The organism is Roseofilum sp. KMC-1 (assembly GCF_057802075.1).
In genome coordinates this window covers 3,634,627-3,652,426 of record NZ_CM173605.1, presented here as the reverse complement: position 1 = coordinate 3,652,426, position 17,800 = coordinate 3,634,627, and the positions used below count along the sequence as shown (strand labels likewise).

18 protein-coding genes are annotated in these 17,800 nt (G+C 45.8%); 10 read left to right on the top strand and 8 right to left on the bottom strand.

The window, feature by feature from the left end; all coding sequences use genetic code 11:
* Nucleotides 1-94: 94 nt before the first annotated feature.
* Nucleotides 95-493 (top strand): response regulator, encoded by a 399-nt coding sequence (locus tag AC3FZD_RS16805; RefSeq protein ID WP_488737129.1) that lies wholly within the window; start codon nt 95-97, stop codon nt 491-493.
* 4 nt (nt 494-497) lie between these two features.
* Entirely contained in the window at nt 498-1,733 is a 1,236-nt protein-coding gene (locus AC3FZD_RS16800; protein WP_488737128.1) for a glycoside hydrolase family 10-like protein, read from the top strand.
* A 27-nt stretch (nt 1,734-1,760) separates the two neighbouring features.
* Here AC3FZD_RS16800 and AC3FZD_RS16795 read toward each other — a convergent pair whose 3' ends face one another.
* Nucleotides 1,761-2,636: a tetratricopeptide repeat protein gene (locus tag AC3FZD_RS16795; protein WP_488737127.1), complete on the bottom strand. Its 876-nt coding sequence runs from the start codon at nt 2,634-2,636 to the stop codon at nt 1,761-1,763.
* Between the two features lie 167 nt (nt 2,637-2,803).
* Here AC3FZD_RS16795 and AC3FZD_RS16790 point away from each other — a divergent pair, with 167 nt between their 5' ends.
* Nucleotides 2,804-4,000: a response regulator gene (locus AC3FZD_RS16790; RefSeq protein WP_488737126.1), complete on the top strand. Its 1,197-nt coding sequence runs from the start codon at nt 2,804-2,806 to the stop codon at nt 3,998-4,000.
* Nucleotides 3,997-4,914, top strand: a complete 918-nt coding sequence (locus AC3FZD_RS16785; protein WP_488737125.1) for a DMT family transporter — start codon at nt 3,997-3,999, stop codon at nt 4,912-4,914. The genes AC3FZD_RS16790 and AC3FZD_RS16785 overlap by 4 nt, the downstream gene beginning before the upstream one ends.
* A gap of 7 nt (nt 4,915-4,921) precedes the next feature.
* On the opposite strand, the gene AC3FZD_RS16780 is transcribed toward AC3FZD_RS16785, so the two are convergent.
* A complete protein-coding gene (locus tag AC3FZD_RS16780) occupies nt 4,922-5,089 on the bottom strand; it encodes a PCP reductase family protein (RefSeq protein ID WP_488737124.1) in 168 nt (55 codons plus the stop codon).
* Between the two features lie 61 nt (nt 5,090-5,150).
* Nucleotides 5,151-7,181, bottom strand: coding sequence for a protein kinase domain-containing protein (locus tag AC3FZD_RS16775; RefSeq protein ID WP_488737123.1), 2,031 nt, complete (start codon nt 7,179-7,181; stop codon nt 5,151-5,153).
* 289 nt (nt 7,182-7,470) lie between these two features.
* On the opposite strand from AC3FZD_RS16775, the gene codA reads away from it, so the two are divergent.
* The 3 genes from codA (at nt 7,471) to recJ (ending at nt 10,828) form a co-directional block, all read left to right on the top strand.
* A complete protein-coding gene (codA, locus tag AC3FZD_RS16770; RefSeq protein ID WP_488740368.1) occupies nt 7,471-8,709 on the top strand; it encodes a cytosine deaminase in 1,239 nt (412 codons plus the stop codon).
* Between the two features lie 42 nt (nt 8,710-8,751).
* Nucleotides 8,752-8,979, top strand: a complete 228-nt coding sequence (locus AC3FZD_RS16765; protein WP_488737122.1) for an element excision factor XisI family protein — start codon at nt 8,752-8,754, stop codon at nt 8,977-8,979.
* Nucleotides 8,980-9,043: 64 nt separating this feature from the next.
* Complete coding sequence (gene recJ / locus AC3FZD_RS16760; RefSeq protein ID WP_488737121.1) at nt 9,044-10,828, top strand: single-stranded-DNA-specific exonuclease RecJ; 1,785 nt, start codon at nt 9,044-9,046, stop codon at nt 10,826-10,828.
* 23 nt (nt 10,829-10,851) lie between these two features.
* Here recJ and AC3FZD_RS16755 read toward each other — a convergent pair whose 3' ends face one another.
* The gene (locus AC3FZD_RS16755) at nt 10,852-11,157 is read right to left on the bottom strand and encodes a PepSY domain-containing protein (RefSeq protein WP_488737120.1); all 306 of its coding nucleotides are present in this window, start codon (nt 11,155-11,157) and stop codon (nt 10,852-10,854) included.
* A gap of 98 nt (nt 11,158-11,255) precedes the next feature.
* Entirely contained in the window at nt 11,256-11,396 is a 141-nt protein-coding gene (gene psb30, locus AC3FZD_RS16750) for a photosystem II reaction center protein Ycf12/Psb30 (RefSeq protein WP_488737119.1), read from the bottom strand.
* Nucleotides 11,397-11,550: 154 nt separating this feature from the next.
* Here psb30 and AC3FZD_RS16745 point away from each other — a divergent pair, with 154 nt between their 5' ends.
* The gene (locus tag AC3FZD_RS16745; protein WP_488737118.1) at nt 11,551-11,916 is read left to right on the top strand and encodes a YkgJ family cysteine cluster protein; all 366 of its coding nucleotides are present in this window, start codon (nt 11,551-11,553) and stop codon (nt 11,914-11,916) included.
* A 4-nt stretch (nt 11,917-11,920) separates the two neighbouring features.
* Here AC3FZD_RS16745 and AC3FZD_RS16740 read toward each other — a convergent pair whose 3' ends face one another.
* The 3 genes from AC3FZD_RS16740 to AC3FZD_RS16730 form a co-directional block, all read right to left on the bottom strand.
* Nucleotides 11,921-12,784 (bottom strand): ion transporter, encoded by an 864-nt coding sequence (locus AC3FZD_RS16740; protein ID WP_488737117.1) that lies wholly within the window; start codon nt 12,782-12,784, stop codon nt 11,921-11,923.
* Between the two features lie 77 nt (nt 12,785-12,861).
* Nucleotides 12,862-13,239 (bottom strand): hypothetical protein, encoded by a 378-nt coding sequence (locus tag AC3FZD_RS16735; RefSeq protein WP_488737116.1) that lies wholly within the window; start codon nt 13,237-13,239, stop codon nt 12,862-12,864.
* Between the two features lie 223 nt (nt 13,240-13,462).
* Nucleotides 13,463-14,299, bottom strand: coding sequence for an SDR family oxidoreductase (locus AC3FZD_RS16730; RefSeq protein ID WP_488737115.1), 837 nt, complete (start codon nt 14,297-14,299; stop codon nt 13,463-13,465).
* A 357-nt stretch (nt 14,300-14,656) separates the two neighbouring features.
* On the opposite strand from AC3FZD_RS16730, the gene AC3FZD_RS16725 reads away from it, so the two are divergent.
* The gene (locus tag AC3FZD_RS16725) at nt 14,657-15,391 is read left to right on the top strand and encodes a DUF928 domain-containing protein (RefSeq protein ID WP_488737114.1); all 735 of its coding nucleotides are present in this window, start codon (nt 14,657-14,659) and stop codon (nt 15,389-15,391) included.
* Between the two features lie 70 nt (nt 15,392-15,461).
* Complete coding sequence (locus tag AC3FZD_RS16720) at nt 15,462-17,705, top strand: CHASE2 domain-containing protein (protein ID WP_488737113.1); 2,244 nt, start codon at nt 15,462-15,464, stop codon at nt 17,703-17,705.
* The last annotated feature ends 95 nt before the right edge of the window (nt 17,706-17,800 follow it).

Below are 17,800 nucleotides of genomic sequence, written 5' to 3'. Positions count from 1 at the left end.
AGGTGTATCTAGACAGGTGTATCTAGCCAAGCATAAGGCAACTGGGAACCTGAGCTTTTATGTATTCTGGACTTGAAAATTAAGAGAAAGTATCATGACAACTGTTCTAATCGTAGAAGATGATCCCATTAATGCACGGGTTTTCTCGAAAATTCTCACCAAACGTGGGGGGCTAAATGTTAAGCATACCGAAAATGTCGAGGAAGTGATGGAGATTGTCAGGAACAAGGGAGCAGATATTATTCTGATGGATGTGTCCTTAGCCAACAGTATGTATCAGGGGAAACCGGTTGATGGGATTAAAATTACTCAAATGATTAAAGGGGATGATACTACATCAGGAATTCCGATTATTCTAGTGACTGCCCATGCGATGCAGGGAGATCGCGAAAATTTCCTTCAACAGAGTGGAGCGGATGGCTATATCTCGAAACCGGTGATCGATCATCAGGAGTTTGTGGATAAAATCAAATCCCTATTGCCCCAGGCTTAGAACCATGTTATCTGTTAATGGGGAAGCCTCTAGAGGGCGATTTTTGCGTCATTTCCAAAAGAGAACTCTGCTCCTGAGTGGGGTGATGAGCCTGGTTTTGGCCGTGATGGTGGGGGTGTTTCCAGCAATTTCTCAGCCTCCACCTGTACCGGCTACAGAATTACGTGGGGTATGGTTGACCAATGTCGATAGTGATGTTCTGTTTTCGAGCGATCGCCTCACAGATGCTCTAGAACAACTCGATCGGCTCCATTTTAATACGGTTTATCCGACAGTGTGGAATGAGGGCTATACCCTCTATCCCAGTCAAGTGGGAAAGCAAGTCACGGGACGTTCGGTACTGAATATCCCTGGTTTGCAGAAGAGAGATATGCTCAAAGAGGCGATCGAGCAAGGCCATAAACGGGGGATGAGCGTGCTACCCTGGTTAGAATTTGGATTTATGGCCCCAGCCGAGTCTGAGTTGGTTAAGCGTCATCCAGAGTGGATTACTAACCGTACCGATGGTTCTCAAGTGGTGATGGAGGGAATTCATCCAAGAGTTTGGTTAAATCCCTTTCATCCCCAAGTTCAGCAGTTTATGGTGGATTTGGTGACTGAGTTAGTGACGAACTATGATGTTGATGGTATTCAGTTGGACGATCATTTTGGCTTGCCCGTAGAGTTGGGCTATGATGCCTATACTCGGCAGCTTTATCAGTCGGAACACAAGGGTAAACTCCCGCCAAAAAATCCAGAAGATCTAGATTGGATACGTTGGAGAGCCGATCGCATCACTACAGTTATGGCGCGAATTTTTGCTGCCGTCAAAGGTAAACGCCCTGATGCTATTCTTTCTTTGTCTCCTAATCCCCAACATTTTGCCTATACCCGCTACCTTCAGGATTGGTTTGGCTGGGAAAGACAAGGGTTTGTGGAAGAGTTATTAATTCAAATCTATCGAGATGACCTTGACCGGTTTCAAGTAGAACTCAACCGGCCAGAAGTACAAATTGCCTTAGATCATATTCCGGTAGGAATTGGGGTGTTAACGGGATTAAAAAATCGTTCAGTCCCAATGAGCCAAATTGAAAAACAGGTGACTGAAGTTAGAAAAGGTCAGTTTGCTGGGGTATCCTTCTTTTTCTATGAAACCCTCTGGAATTTGAGCGCAGAGTCGCCAGAAAAACGCCAAGCGGACTGGGAAAAAATCTTTCCTCAGTCGGCTGCGCGTCCGAGTATTCTACACTGCTGGCGATAATTAACAATTAATAATTAATAACTGTTATCAACGTTGCGGGTGCAATTCTGACTCAGAGAGTTGTGCAAGGGTCTCTTGTATTCTAGGGGTTGCCAAAAACATTTTGGTGTCGGCTAACAAACGTTGACCCCAAAGGTTGGCTTCGAGAAACTCCAGATCCGCATAAGTGGGATCGAGTTCGAGCGCTGCCGATCCCATTCTCAGTCCTTGTTCGCGATCGCCTTTTACATACAAAGCGACCGCCAAAGCTAACTGGGGTTCAGCCGCTTCTGGTGCAATGCTCACGGCTTTACGCCAAGAGGCGATCGCCCGATCCAGTTGACCTTGCTCATACTCAATCAAGCCAATATTATTAACCCCTGGCCAAAACTCCTCATCTTGGCTAATAGCCTTCTGATATTGGGCGATCGCCTCACTCCAGCGATTGAGCTTATAGTAAGTATTGCCCAAATCAAACAGGGCCGCGACTTGATTCGGTTCTATCTTTAAACCTTCCTGGAGATAATAGGCCGCCTTTTGATAGTCCTCTTTTTGGAAATGGGCCGAACCTAACGTAAATAAAACCAACTCATTCTTGGGTTCAAGCGATCGGGCCTTCTCCAAAGACTCGATCCCCTGCTCCACACGATCCGTCTGTAAATACAAACGACCCAGCAAAAACCAAGCCCGAATATCATCGGGTAAAAGTTGAACCGCCAACTGAGCGCGAGGAAGAGCTGGTTGATATTGTTGGAACTGGGCTAGTTGTTCCGCTTGTCGAGCCAACTTAATCCCTTCTTCCTCCAACTCATCCCCCTCTAGCTGCAAAGTATGGGGAAGGATCGCCTGACCCCAGGCGGGTTGCAGACCGCTCCACCCACTCCACAAGCACACCAACAAAGCAATATAAATCGGTTTTGGCACAACAGAAGCCTCAAACAACATAACTCACAGACCACTTTTAACAATTTTAACTAAGATTCAGGGTTTACCCAACTTCGTGGTTGAGATCCCTTTACTCTTTACGAGCATTTGTGAACCCATCTAGAATAAAAACAACTTTCTTTCCTCTAGGATTGAGTGGTGCTTGGATGCTGTCTTCCTTTAATCTGCTCGATTCCGATCGCAATGGGTGCTATCTCATGGAGCGTTATCTCCGGCAAATCTACCACCAACAAGCCACGGGTGAGTTAATTGTTACCGCTCAAGATCAAACTTGGCACTTATTCTTTTATCTGGGCCATTTGCTCTATGCGACTGGAGGAGTGCATCGTAGCCGTCGCTGGTATCGATATATTAAGCTGTTTGCCGTTGATTGGAGTGCGATCGAATTGAAAAAACCCACAGGCATGTGGGAATACTATCTGCTGCGTTACGCTCTACAGCAACACCAAATCAATCTGAGTCAAGCTCAATCGGTGATTGCTTATAGTGCCATTGAAATCTTATTTGCCCTGCTCTCCCAACCCTCAGATGATTTGTCCAGTCGCTGGAAACACAGCAAGCGCTTATCAGGCAATACGGCTACTCCGCGATCGTCTCTAGCCTTGAAAATTCCTCCCCTCATTGAAAGAACTCAAAACTTATCGAAACAATGGGAGAAGATGGAGTTAACATCCCTGTCTCCGGATTTAGCCCCCAGATTACACGCGGAGCTGCCTAAACGACTCAATGCAGAAACTTCAACTAGATTAATTGAGTTATTTAATGGCGAAAATCCCATTTGGGATATTGCCTTAGAAATGAAGCAATCCTTGTATAGCTTATCTCGTAGTATTCGGCATTTTTGGAAACAAGGGATCATTGAGTTCCAATCCTTACCCGATCTCAATCCCCCGGTTTCTTGGACAACGCCTCGGATGGATCAAACTCTGAATGGGGAATCGGATACCCAAACCTCTGGCCCTTTAATTGCTTGTATTGATGATAGTCCCCTAGTCGGCCATGCCTTAAGCCATATTTTGATTCCAGCCGGTTATCAATTGCTCAAAATTCATGACCCAATTGCTGGTATTGCCCAATTGGCTAAACACAAACCGGATCTGATTTTGTTAGATGTGGTGATGCCGACGGTGACCGGCTATAATTTGTGCAGTTTTTTGCGGCAAACCTCTTTGTTTAGTGATACTCCTATTATTATTTTGACCAGTCGGGATCATATTATCGATCGCACTAAGGCTAAGTTGGCAGGGGCAACGGATTTCTTGACGAAACCGGCGAAACCGGATCAATTGCTGAAGTTAATTGAAAAACATATTCACCCTATTTCTCCTGTAAATGAATCATGAATAAACCAGCGAAGTGGTGGGTTGGGCTGGTTTTGGGGTTTGGCATTTTAACTATTGCTACATCGGCCGTTTTTGTACGCTTGTGTATTGAGGCGGCGGGAATCACTGGGGCGGGATTTAGCCTGGTTTTGGCGGCTTTGCGCCTGGCGATCGCTTCGTTTCTCTGTGTTCCCCTCTGGAAAGGGGTTCAGCAGAGTCGAGCCTCAGTTCAAGCCTGGAAATGGGCGATCGCGGCTGGATTTTGTTTAGCTATCCATTTTTCCCTCTGGATTACCTCTTTATCCTATACCTCCATCGCTGCTGCCACCACTTTAGTCACCACTAACCCCCTCTGGGTAGCCTTAATTCTTTGGGTTTGGCAAGGCAAACGACCTACTCAAGTGACGGTTTTGGGCATTTTGATTGCCTTAAGTGGGGGCATCCTGATTGCCTTTGGAGGAGACAGCACAACCACAAGCCCTTCTCTTTCTCTTCTGGGCAATGCCTTAGCCTTAATGGGGGCTTGGTCTGCTAGTTTTTATCTCATTTTGGGGCAACAAGCCCAACAGGAAGGGTTGAGTTTGGGTCATTATATTGCTACAGTTTATACTCTTTCCGCCCTGTGCTTACTTCCCATCCCCGTCCTCTTGGGCATTCCCTATACGGATTATCCCCTTGATGTGTATCTGTATATTGCTCTGATGGCTACCCTTCCCCAACTCATGGGTCATACCTCCTTGAATTGGGCGGTGCGTTGGATTTCACCGACTATGGTTGCTCTAGCTATCCTCTGTGAACCTGTAGGGGCAACTTGGCTCGGTTATCTCATCTTTGCTGAAGTTCCCCCCCCATTAGTTTTTGGGGGAGCAGTCATTTTGTTACTGGGTGTTGCGTTAGCTATTTGGGGAGAGGGGAAAACGACCCCTAATCATTGAGCCAAGACTATTGGCCAAACTCAAGGCGAGCTTGTTCGACTAAATCACCGGTAATGATTTCTAAGTCTGACTCGCGGGCAAGCTGTTCGATGCGTCCTCTGGCTTGCGATCGCACAAAATAGGGAATCTTCTTTAGTTTAACCTGAGCCTCAGTTGTCCACTGCAATTCATTCATCTGCTATACCTTTGCCTTCAGCATCTTCCATATCTTCCATTTTAAACCCTGGCGTACCGGTTCAGTCCAACCAAGGTTGATGAACTGAAGGGCGATAGATGGGGCGTTTGGGTTGGACAGGAGTCACCGGTGTGGAGCGAGGGATTTGTTGCCAGGCTCGATCTTGAATTTGGGGTTGGCGGGATTCTCCTTGCCAAACTTTGAGGGTTTTATCGGCACTTGCACTGACGATAATTTGACTATCGGCACTCCAAGCGACTCCATTAACGGAATTTTGATGACCTTCTAGGGTGGTTAATAGGGTAGCGGTTTCTACTTGCCAAATTTTCAGGGTGCGATCGTCGCTACCACTGACCAAAAATTGACCATCTCGACTAAACGCCAGCGATCGCACATAATCCTGATGTCCCTCAAAAATCTGCATGGTTTTCCCGGTCTCCAAGTCCCACAGTTTCACCAAATTATCCCAACCCCCACTGGCTAACCATTGTCCATCGGGACTAAAAGCCAAAGCATTGACAATATTTAACCGGGAAGCCAAATCTCCCAAAGTGGCAAATTCTACTTCTCTCCCTAAATGCCAAAGCTTAATACTATTGTCATCGCTGCCACTGGCAATAATCCGCCCATCGGGGCTAAAACTCACGGCTCGCACGGAGGCTAAATGGCCAATTAGGGTATAGATGGCTTCTCCGTAGCCAGCATTCTTGGGGTCAAGTTGCCAAACCTTTACTGTGCGGTCTTTACTGGCACTGGCTAATAGAGTTCCTTGGGGATTCCAGGCGATCGCATTAATCGCCTCTCCATAGCTGCGATCGTCCCCTGTATGGCTCTCTCCCAACTGCGGCCCCCATTCTCCCTGTTGCAAATCCCACACATAAATAACCCGATCGTCTCCCCCACTGGCTAAAAATCGACCATTGGGGCTAAATGCCAGAGTGTTCACGTATAAAGCATGACGTTTTAGAGTTCCCTCATGTTGACCCGTCACCCCATCCCAAAAGCGAATCGCTCGGTCTTCCGATCCACTGGCAATGACCCTAGAATTCGGATGTATCGCTACTGCCCGCACCCATTGCGTATGACCACTGAGCGTATGTACACAGTGCCATTGAGTTGATGAAGAAGTTGAAGCTAACTTAGAGGCTAACGGAGAAACAACCGGTTGTATGGTTGTCGTTGTCTTGGCGGAATTCGCTGAAACATCTAGAGTTGGTAAACCTTGTAAATCCCGTAGCACTTCTTGGGCAGAATGATAGCGATGGTTAATCCCATCAGCAATGAGGCGATCGATAATATCTGCCAGGGGTTGACTAATTGGATTATCCGCCAAACACTGCCGCCAAATCCAGGTATCCTCATGAATATCAAATAACTCAAAGGGGGATTTGCCCGTGAGCATATGCAGACAAGTAACTCCCAAACTATAGAGATCGCTAGAAAAAACCGCCCGTCCCCTTCCCTGTTCTGGAGCTAAATATTCCGGTGTCCCAATTGTCGTTCCTGTTTTCAGTAAAGCCGTTGATGTAGCATATTTCGCCGCCCCAAAATCCACTAAAACCAGTTGCCCATTTTCGCGCAAAATAATATTTTCGGGTTTAATATCCCGATGAATCACATGATGGTGATGGATAAAATCTAAAACCGGCAGCAAATTATAGAGTAACTCGCGGATTTGGTTCTCATTAAATCTCCCCGCTTGCTCTAAAACTTGGCTTAAATTTTCCCCATCAATGAATTCCTGTACCAGATATTGGCGAGAATCTTGAGTAAAGTGGGCGTATAGGGCGGGAATTTGGGCATGTTGCCCTAGATCGTCTAACCTGACTGCTTCTTGTTCAAATAACTGGGTTGCTTTTTGGACATTATTGGTTCCCTGGGCTTGGGGAAAAAATTGCTTGATCACACAATAGGGTTGGGAAGGTTTATCTTGATCGATACCCAGAAATGTGCGTCCAAAACCCCCTTGACCAATGCATCTGAGTGCTTTATAACGGTCTTTGAGCAACAGGGCACTGTGGCAGCTTTGACAGAAGGCATTGCCGTCAGGATTTTTGGGTTGCTTGCAGTCCGGGTTGAGGCAATATCTCATATCAATTAAAAATTAAAAATTAAAAATTAAAAATTTTCATGTCGGCGACAGCCGAAAAAAATTAAAATGGGTATCGGTTGGTCGCCAGTTGGCTCTAGCAAAGCTAGTACCGGCTCATGCAGGGTTTATGCAATTGTCGCAAACATTTAGAAACCTGATATTATAGCATGGGTTGGGCAGGTACATTACTCTATCTTATTATTGTTTATAGCGCTTTAGTATGTACGTTAGCAGGTAGATGATTAGCGGTTTCCCATTTTTAATTTTTAATTTTTAATTGAGTCGGCGTATGTATGATTTGGTGATTAAAGGGGGGCGTTTTCCGGAGGGCGATCGCCTGGATCTAGCCATTTCCGGCAGTCAAATTGCTGCTATTGCCCCAGAAATCAATGCTCCCAGTCAAGAGGAACTCTGGGTAGAGGGTAAGTTAATCAGCCCTCCGTTTGTGGAGTCCCACATTCACCTAGATTCAGCTCTGACTGCGGGCGATCCTCGGTGGAATCAGAGCGGAACCCTGTTTGAAGGGATTGCCATTTGGGGCGATCGCAAGCAATCCTTAAGCTACGAGGAAGTGCAACACAGAGCCTTAAAAGCACTCAAGCAACAAGCCGCACAAGGAGTCCTTTGGGTACGCACCCATGCTGATGTCAGCGAACCCAACTTAATCGCCTTAAAAGCCTTATTAGATCTCAGAGCGCAGGTGAAAGACTGGCTAACCCTGCAAGTGGTGGCTTTTCCCCAAGATGGTATTTATGGGCAACCCCACAATGAACAGCTTTTAGAAACCGCCCTGCAACTCGGAGCAGATGCGGTTGGAGGTATTCCCCACTACGAATTAACCCGTGAAGATGGGGTAAAATCCGTTCACCGCATCTTTGAACTGGCGCAACAGTATGACAAATTAATCGATATTCACTGTGATGAAATCGACGACGATCAATCCCGATTTCTAGAAGTCGTCGCTGCTTGTGCGATTCGTAGCGGACTCGGTTCACGAGTGACAGCCAGTCATACAACGGCGTTCGGCTCCTATAATAATGCCTATGCCTTTAAGTTAATGGGCTTACTCAAACGAGCAAAGATTAACTTTATTGCCAATCCTTTAATCAACATTACTCTACAAGGCCGCACCGATACCTATCCCAAACGGCGCGGGGTTACCCGTGTTAAAGAATTATGGCAAAATGGCTTAAATGTGTCTCTCGGCCATGACTGTATTCAAGACCCTTGGTATAGTTTGGGAACGGGAAATATGTTAGAAGTTGCACATATGGCGGTTCATGTTTGTCAGATGACGGGGCTGGCAGAAATTAAGGCTTGTTACGATATGGTGACGACAGGAGGGGCAAAAACTTTAAATGTCTCTGATTTGTACGGTCTAGAAGTGGGGAAACCCGCCAATCTTATTATTCTCGATGCTGAGAGTCCCTATGATGCTATTCGCCGACGAGCAACGGTGGAGGTGGTGATTTCTCAGGGGAAAATTCGGGTGAAAACGGATGCACCCCAAGTCCATTGGCAGGTTTAAGCGGTACTGGTATTTGTCTAGTACATAGCAGGAGATTATTTTATGGAAGGAATAAACTACTCAGAGATCGTTCAAACTGTGTTGCAAAAACATACAGTAAATCACTTATCTGATGGGACTGAAAAACAACTCATTTTCGATGTTCAGCGCGATTTAACTGAGGTAGGGATTGGCAACGAATTAGCAGAATTAGGCATCCCGAAGACCGATGTTGTGTTAGGGTTTCGATCGCCTTATCTCCGACAGTTTACGGGTTTTGGGATCGGTTAATTCCGGAACTCAGGGTATGATACGCTAAACGGAGATGGTACTGCTCTGGCGATCGCTCCCTTGAATGGATAATTCCAATTTTTCCCTCTCTTCCCCTACACCTACCCCAGAAACCTTAAACCGACACTTGTCAAGGGTGGGGCGACTTCCTGAGCAACGATGGCAGATTTTCGATCCCGATCCGCAGCTCGAAGCATTTGCTCAACAGGTGAATTTATCGCCTTTAATTGCCCAAGTTTTGCACAATCGAGGGATTCAAACCCTCTCAGAAGCCCAGGGATATCTGCATCCAGATCGGCTCAAACTCCCCCATCCCCTGGCAGAATTCCCCGATTTACAAAAAAGTGTTACGTTGCTGCAAGAGGCGATCGGCAAAGGGGAAAAAATAGCTATTTGTGGAGATTATGATGCTGATGGTATGACGAGTACCGCCCTCTTATTACGCAGCTTAAAGCATTTGGGCGCTCAAGTCGATTACGCCATTCCCAGTCGCATGAGTGAAGGCTATGGAATTAATCGCCGGATTGTGGAAGAATTTCATCAAGAAGGGGTCGAAATTATCTTAACGGTGGATAATGGGATTTCTGCCTATGACCCTATTGCGCGGGCGGTGGAATTAGGCTTAAGGGTGATTATTACCGATCACCATGAATTGCCCAGCCAATTGCCCCCAGCGACTGCTATTTTAAATCCCAAACTGTTACCCAAAACTTCACCTTACGCTTCTGTGGCCGGAGTTGGGGTAGCCTATATTCTGGCTATTACTCTAGCACAAGAGTTGGGACAAGCAAAAGCCATTTATCCCCTCTGTTTAGAATTATTTACATTAGGGACGATCGCCGATCTCGCTCCCTTAACCGGAGTCAATCGGCGCTGGTTAAAGCGGGGACTGAGCCGTTTACCCCATTCGGAACTGGCAGGAGTACAAGCCTTAATTCAAGTCTCTGGAGTCAATGATAGCCAGAAATCCCTCAAGCCGGAGGATATTGGCTTTCGCTTAGGGCCGAGGATTAATGCGATCGGTCGTTTATCCAATCCGCAAATTGTCATCGATTTATTAACCACAGATGAACCCGGAATTGCCCTAGAACAAGCGATGAAATGCGAGCAAATTAATCGCCGTCGTCAAGAACTTTGTGAGCAAATTACTCAAGAAGCTATTGATAGAATTGAACGAGAGAAAATTTCCCTTTATGATGACCGCGTATTGGTCTTAGTTCACCCCGGTTGGCATCATGGAGTCATTGGAATTGTCGCTTCCCGTTTAGTGGAGCGATATGGCGTTCCCGTCTTTCTGGGAACCTATGAAGACGAGGATCGCATCCGGGGTTCAGCGCGAGGAATTCCTGAGTTTCATGTCTTTGAAGCGCTACAATATTGTGATGCTCTGTTAGGGAAATATGGGGGACATAAAGCGGCGGGTGGATTTTCTTTACCGAGCCAAAATTTAGAAGCTTTTCAAGAACAACTGAGCGACTTTGCCCATCGCTGCTTACAACCGCAATGGCTGAAACCCTTGATTCGTATTGACGGATTAGCCGATTTTAGTCAATTGGATCTGGACTTATATCGGGAAATCGATCGCTTGCATCCCTGTGGTATCGAAAATGATTTGCCCATTTTTTGGACTCCAGATGTGCGGATTTTAGAGCAAAAAATCGTCGGCAAAGGCCATATTAAGCTGACGTTAACCCAGGAAAAATCTAAACGAATTTTGAGGGCGATCGCCTGGCGCTGGCAAGATTATTTTCCTTTGCCCTCAAGATTAGATATCGCCTATAGTTTGCGGGAAAATACTTGGAACGGTAATACCACTCTTGAGCTAGAGTTAATCGGAGTAAGACTTTAAGGGGGAATAGGGAATAGGCAACCTCAACTATCAGCACTTTTGGCTTTCATGCGCCATTGCTTGCGCCAATGGTTAATTAACATGGTTAACCCAGTAATTAACATCCAGAGTAAACCTAAGCCATTGAGCAAAACATAAAAGGATTCAAAGGATTTACCGAAATATTCTCCTTCATGGATCGCCATCAGGATATGCACTTGATCGCGGGTGAGTCCAAACCAATCTTTGGCTAACCGGTAGGAAACTCCGGTAAAGACGGTGGTAAACAGGGGAAGCAGGACAATGGGAGCGAGGGTTTTATGTAGAGTACGAATGGTGAGTTTAGCCATGATTAGCCTCCATAGACTCAAACGGTGATAGGACGTAGCGCTAGTTAAAAAAAAGCCCGATGCGATCGGGCTTTAGTGCGTAAGGAGTGAACGATATACTAGAGGTCGCCACCTCGTAAAAATAAAACAAAGATAACGGCTGGGCCAGCTACCACTACTAATGTTAGCATTAGTAGCTGTGCAATGAGTACCCAATCGATACTGGCAATACCTGTGAACAAATTTGTGACAAAATCCATGGCTCCTCCACTCTCAACCCTAGGAGTTGATGCAATTATATAGACAGAATGCAACTTCTGATTTTACATGGGGATCGACCCCAAGCTTTAAGGAAGTTAACAAAACTCAATAAAGTTTAGCCCAATTCCCCAGTCCAGCTTACGGAGTAGCTTTATGGCAACTTGGCGTTGTATTAAACAGTGTGGTGCGTGCTGCCATCTCGATCCAGACGAACGACCGGATCTCGACCAATACCTATCCCCTAGTGAGTTAGAACTCTACTATAGTTTGGTGGGCCCTGATGGTTGGTGCATCCACTTTGACCATTTAAGCAAAGAATGTACGATTTATCTAGACCGTCCCCAATTCTGTCGGGTGCAACCGGATGTTTATGAGCGGATGTTTGGAATTACAGCCCAGGAGTTGAATGATTTTGCCATCGAGTGCTGCGAAGAGCAAATTGAGGGGGTTTATGGCGATCGCTCCCTGGAGTTGCTCCGATTTCGGCACGAAGTTGGCTTAGACACAGAAGAAATCTAAGCATTTAGGGCGATCGCGAAGTCAGGGAGTTTTGATTTTCCTGGGATGGATGATTTGTCAACTGGACTAAACTAGAGCCACAATGTTTACAGAATTTAGCATCTGAATCATGAAAGAACAAACCACAATTGTGACATTCCACGCGCACTTTTTGAGCATCTTTGACAAAGTGCTTTACTAAATCGCCCACTTGCCAAGGAATTAATCCGACTCCGGTTAAAATCATGGCTAAAGTGATCCAGCGTCCGGCTTCGGAAAGGGGGGTAATATCTCCAAACCCGACGGTAGTCATGGTGACAATGCAGAAGTAAAGAGCGTCGAAAAAATGGCGGAAGGCTTGGGGATTGATGGCATGTTCAATCTGGTAAATTAAGCCAGAATAGACAAAAATAATGGAAAATAGAGTGAATAGAATATGAGCCACAATGAGGTTATCTTCTGAGTTTATAATTCCCAAAAAAGTTTTCGGCTGCATATAGCGTAATAAATGGAGAATTCTAAACCAAATCAGGTTTTCTGAAATGCCGATTTCGATGCCAAATAGCCCAATAATGAAGGGCATAAAGATCAATAGATCGATGAGGGAATAAAGACTAAATAAATAATTGATTTTTTGTGGGGCACACCATAACCGCAGGAGGTATTCCACAATAAAGCTCATCAAAATCCAGGTGTTGATGCGATCGAGAATTTGATGGATATTGGGGGAAATATCATAGGTTTGGATCACAAAAATGGCGGCAGAGATCAGCACTAGGCTAATCAGACTGAGGTTAACTATTTTTCCATAGAGGGTCTCAATACCTAACCCTTGAATTAGGGCTTGACGCAGGGAAAAGGGTTGAGAGGTTAAGGAGGTGGGAGACATGGAGTTTTAGCATTTTGCTCTAGCAGTATTAACCCAGTCTAGGTAGGATGGATCATGGCCACCCTACCACTTCGATATCAACCCACGGAGGTTAGGGTGCGATCGCTCCCTTCGAGATCGGGATCTAATTCAGCCGTTACATTGGTAACCACTGTCTCTACCTCGTAGTCGAGTTCTGGGGTTTCAGTGACTCCACTATTGACGAGAGCTGAAGCTTTGCTTTTGAGCATCATTCCCGCAATACCGAGTCCACCAATACCGGCTAAACCCGCTACTAGAGCTAAGGGCTTGTTTTTCGCCAAGTCAGTAATATGGCTATGGGAAGCCTGGTTTTCACCGATCCCTTCACCAACAGACTTGCTTAGGAAACAGCCTTGAGCGGAAGCCCCCATCAGAAAAGTGCTGGCGATCGCCAAACCCATGACACCACCGACAAAGTAAGAAATTTTGCTCATCTATAAAAGGGTTAAATTAGGGTTTACATAAATTCAGATTAGGGTTTTACCCTAGGGGTTATTATGAATGATGTCCCATGTTACTGCAATGTACTGTTATTTGAGTAACACTTGGTTATGACGAGAAAGCGATCGGAGATCGATACCCCTTGCCACGATCGGGTTGATCGTAACGTAAATTAGCACTAATCAGTTTAAGTTTGATGGCAGGAGAGTTTGAGGACTAATTTAACTGGCGATCGCCATAGCGCAATAAATAACCAGTCTCCTTAATTTTTTGATTGGAGACCCAAACATTATAGGGTCTAGGGTCGGGTAAACTGGCATCCCAAGTCACGGCAGGATATTGATTTAAACTCAATAGGCGATCGAGAAAGTCTTGGCGAGTTAAATGGGCATCATCGACTAAATTATAAATGCCCTGCAACCCTCGATCGCAACTATGGGCAATCGCCCCAACAATATCCTCTAGATGAATCCAATTGGTGGCTTCTTGTCCGGTTCCAGGACGTGCCGTTCCTGCCATGCTACGATAAATTTTAATTAATTCCCGATTCGGGCCGTAAATTCCCCCCAAGCGAACAATACAGACCTTACGCTCAGGAGTATTGGCATTTAAAAGCACCTGCTCCGTTTGGGCTAAAATTTTACCATTCTCAGAGACAGGCGCAATGGGGGTGTTTTCATCAGCACTGTTCCCTTGGCGATCGCCATACACTTGATAACTGCTGGTATAAATAACCTGGCGGACTTCGGGTGCATTCTCTAGGGCACAAACTAGGCTTTGAGCCGTTCCCAAATAGGTATCTCGATAACCCTCTGGGCTGCGATTAGTGCGTTTTGCCCCTACACTGAGAAGAATAATCTCCTGGTCTTGGATTGCATTCTGGAGTTCTGGGGTATTACTCCCCTCTAGAACAATAACCTGATGAGCGATCGCCTCTAAATCCCTAACCCGCTCCGGTGTCGTTGTCGTCACCGTCACCTGATGCCCTCGCTCGAGCCAATATCGACTACAGGCACTTCCCACATAACCACATCCAATAATTGCAATTTTCATCCCTAAATTTCCACCCGGGGACTCTTGAATAAACTTCACAATTTGTTGTATAGGATTTACCAATGATCGGTAAAACCCGATTAAGTTTTACTCTACCACTAAAAAAAGCTTCTCTAATTTTATGGAACTTACCCTTTTTGATCTCGTCAGTCCTTGAACTGGGGATAATGATTCTTAGCAGCCCACGGTCAATATGAACATAAAGCTTCTCTGCTCCTGCTCTAGTCAGGCGATCGCATTGCTGTTCTAAAATTGCCCATTAGAGTTTAGCCTATCGGGTGAAGACTTTACCCATAATGCTATGCCAGGGTAGAGAAACCCACCCAACTGTTTGCCCAAAGGAGATCTATTCACCCTATGAACTTCAAACTTTTTCCTTCCTCCCTGAGATTCCTGGCACTTATACTCACTCCCATTCTAATACCTCCAGGGGCGATCGCTCTAGAATTTCCTCCCACAAGTGGCGTTGGCGCTCCTACAGGAGGAAGTGCGGGTGGTGGAGTTAGGGGAGCTTCCGCTTGCGTCACCCCCCAAAATGAACTCTCCTTGATGGCTTTAAAACCCCCTCAACCTGCCAATTATGTAGGTCAAACCGCTAGTAATACCCCGACCATGTTCTTTTATGTGCCTAAAACCAAAGCACAATCGGCGGAGTTTATTTTAGTTGATGGGGATGGGAAAGATGTCTATATCAAGGAGGATATACAACTCTCCCAAGATGGTGGGATCGTCAGTGTAACCATGAATCTACCCGAAACGATGGGAAATTCAAGCGAATATACCTGGCTATTTAGTCTGGTTTGTAATCCCAGTGACCGAGGAGGTGATGAATCCATTCAAGGGCAGATTCGTCATGTTACCTTAGATCCAAATGTAATGGCAGCTTTGCAAGCCGCCCAAGCTGAAGAAGACTTACTCAAACAAGCAGAGCTGCTGGCCGAGGCTAAAGTTTGGTACGATAGTCTAGCGATCGCCGCTCAATTACGAGAATTAGATACTGAACCTTGGGAAAGTCTCTTGAAATCCGTAGGTTTGGATAAACTAACCCAAACCCCCATGCTTTCCTTAGAAAGCATCACCGGAAATCCTTAGCATTGTTCAGTATTGTAGGGTGCGTACTTCACAGACCGTATAACGGAAGACTACTGTAACCCTAGGTTCTATGTGGCAAACAATTAAAGATTGGTTATGGCAACAGCGAGGAGTCTGGATCGCGACTCCTTCAGTAACCTTACTGGTTATTGTGTTGCGGTTAATGGGCGCATTACAAGGGGGAGAATGGGCCCTATTTGATTTGTATATGCGCTGGCGGCCCCTAGAACCTCGCGATCGCCGGATTGTGATTGTGGGTATTAATGAAGCCGATCTGCAAGAAATTGGTCAGGCGATTATTCCCGATCAGATTTATGCCGATCTCCTCCAGAAGTTAATTGCTATGGAACCTAGGGCGATTGGTTTGGATATTTACCGGGATTTACCAGTTGAACCCGGACATCAGAGCCTAGTGGAAGTTTTTGAGAATACTAACTATTTGATCGGTATTCAAAAGGCTGTAGGAGATAACCAACGCGATCGCGTCGATCCCCCTCCTGCCTTAAAAGCCAAAAATCAGGTAGGAGCCAATGATTTATTGCCCGATGCTGATAGTAAAGTGCGTCGGGCATTAGTCTCTTTAGATACTCCAGAAGGGGAAACCATTTATGGTCTCCCTCTTTATCTCGCCCTACTGTATCTGCAACCGGAAGGCATTGGGCCTGAAGTCCTAGGTGAAAAAACTTGGCGGTTAGGAAAAACTGTTTTTGCCCCTCTTCCACCCAATATAGGAGCCTATTTGGGTGAAGCAGAAGGTGGATATCAATTAATGCTCAATTATCACGGGCCCAATAAATCCTTTGAGACAGTTTCCCTGATGGATGTCTTGCAAGATCGAGTCCCCGAAGATTGGGCTAAAGATCGGATTGTTTTAATTGGGGCAGTGGGAGAATCCTTTCAAGACCTCTTTCCCACACCCTATACCCGGACTCCCTCAGAACGCATGGCAGGGGTGGAAATTCACGCCAATATTACCAGTTTAATCCTCAGTTCTGCCCTAGACGGCCGACCCCTACTTAAAAGCTGGCATGAGATAGGAGAAAACCTCTGGATTCTCTTCTGGGCTTGGGTTGGAGCCATTTTAACCTGGAGATTACGCCATAGTGTAGGGTTGAATCCCTCTACAATTCGTAAGGCGATCGCCCCTATTGCTACCCTTCCCCTATTAATCCTGACAACCTATGGAGCCTTTTTAATCGGATGGTGGTTACCTGTGGTTCCCCCCCTCCTCAGCTTAGTTGGATCTTTAGTGGTCATTACAGGCTATATTGCCCGCAGTGCCGGAGATATTCGCAAAACCTTTGGCCGCTATCTGAGCCAGGAAATCGTCGCTACCCTATTAGAGCATCCCGAAGGCTTAAAATTAGGCGGTGAACGACGCAAAATTACCATCCTCACCTCCGATTTACGGGGCTTTACCGCTCTCTCTGAACGCCTTTCTCCAGAAGAAGTGATTAAAATCCTCAACTTTTATCTCGGCCATATGGCCAATGTAATTACTGAATATCAGGGAACCATCGATGAGTTTATGGGGGATGGAATTTTAGTCTTATTTGGCGCTCCCATTCCCCGTGAAGATGATGCTCAAAGGGCGATCGCCTGTGCTATAGCCATGCAACTCGCCATGAAACAAGTGAATGTGCAGATGAAGGAATGGGGTCTCTCTTCCCTAGAAATGGGAGTTGGCATCAATACTGGCGAAGTTGTTGTCGGTAATATTGGTTCCGAGAAGCGCACAAAATATGGTGTAGTTGGCTCTCAAGTCAATTTGACCTATCGTATTGAGTCTTACACGACTGCCGGCCAAATTTTAGTCTCTGAATCAACTCTCATAGAAGCCGGCCCAGAGGTCAAAATTAATAGCGAAAAACAAGTCACCCCCAAAGGCGTAAAAACTCCAATTACTATCTATGATATTGGCGGAATTGCCGGCCAGTACCAGCTTTATCTCCCCAAAGAAGAAGAGCATTTCTTTCCCTTACCCCAAGCCATTCCTCTTAAGTATGCTGTCCTAGAGGGCAAAAATATTAGCGATCGGGTCAATCACGGTGAGTTAATTGCCTTATCAGAAAAAGGGGCAACCATTCTGATTAATCCAGAGTATGCCGATCAAATCCCCTCCGGATTAACTAACTTAAAAATTAATTTCTTTAAGGATGAGCAACCGGAAAATAGAGAAGATATTTATGCCAAAGTGCTAGATAATCATCAGTCTAAAGATCGGTTTTCTATCCGCTTTACCTCTAAACCGCCTCCTGTAGAAGCCAAGTTACAGACTTTATATCAGGAGATCCTCAGTCATAGACAGCTCTAAAAGTGTCACACCCTCTAGAAACAATTTGCGGATACCCTTCGACTGGAGGGGTACTGGAGAACAGAACACCTCTCTTGTACACTGCTTACATTAAG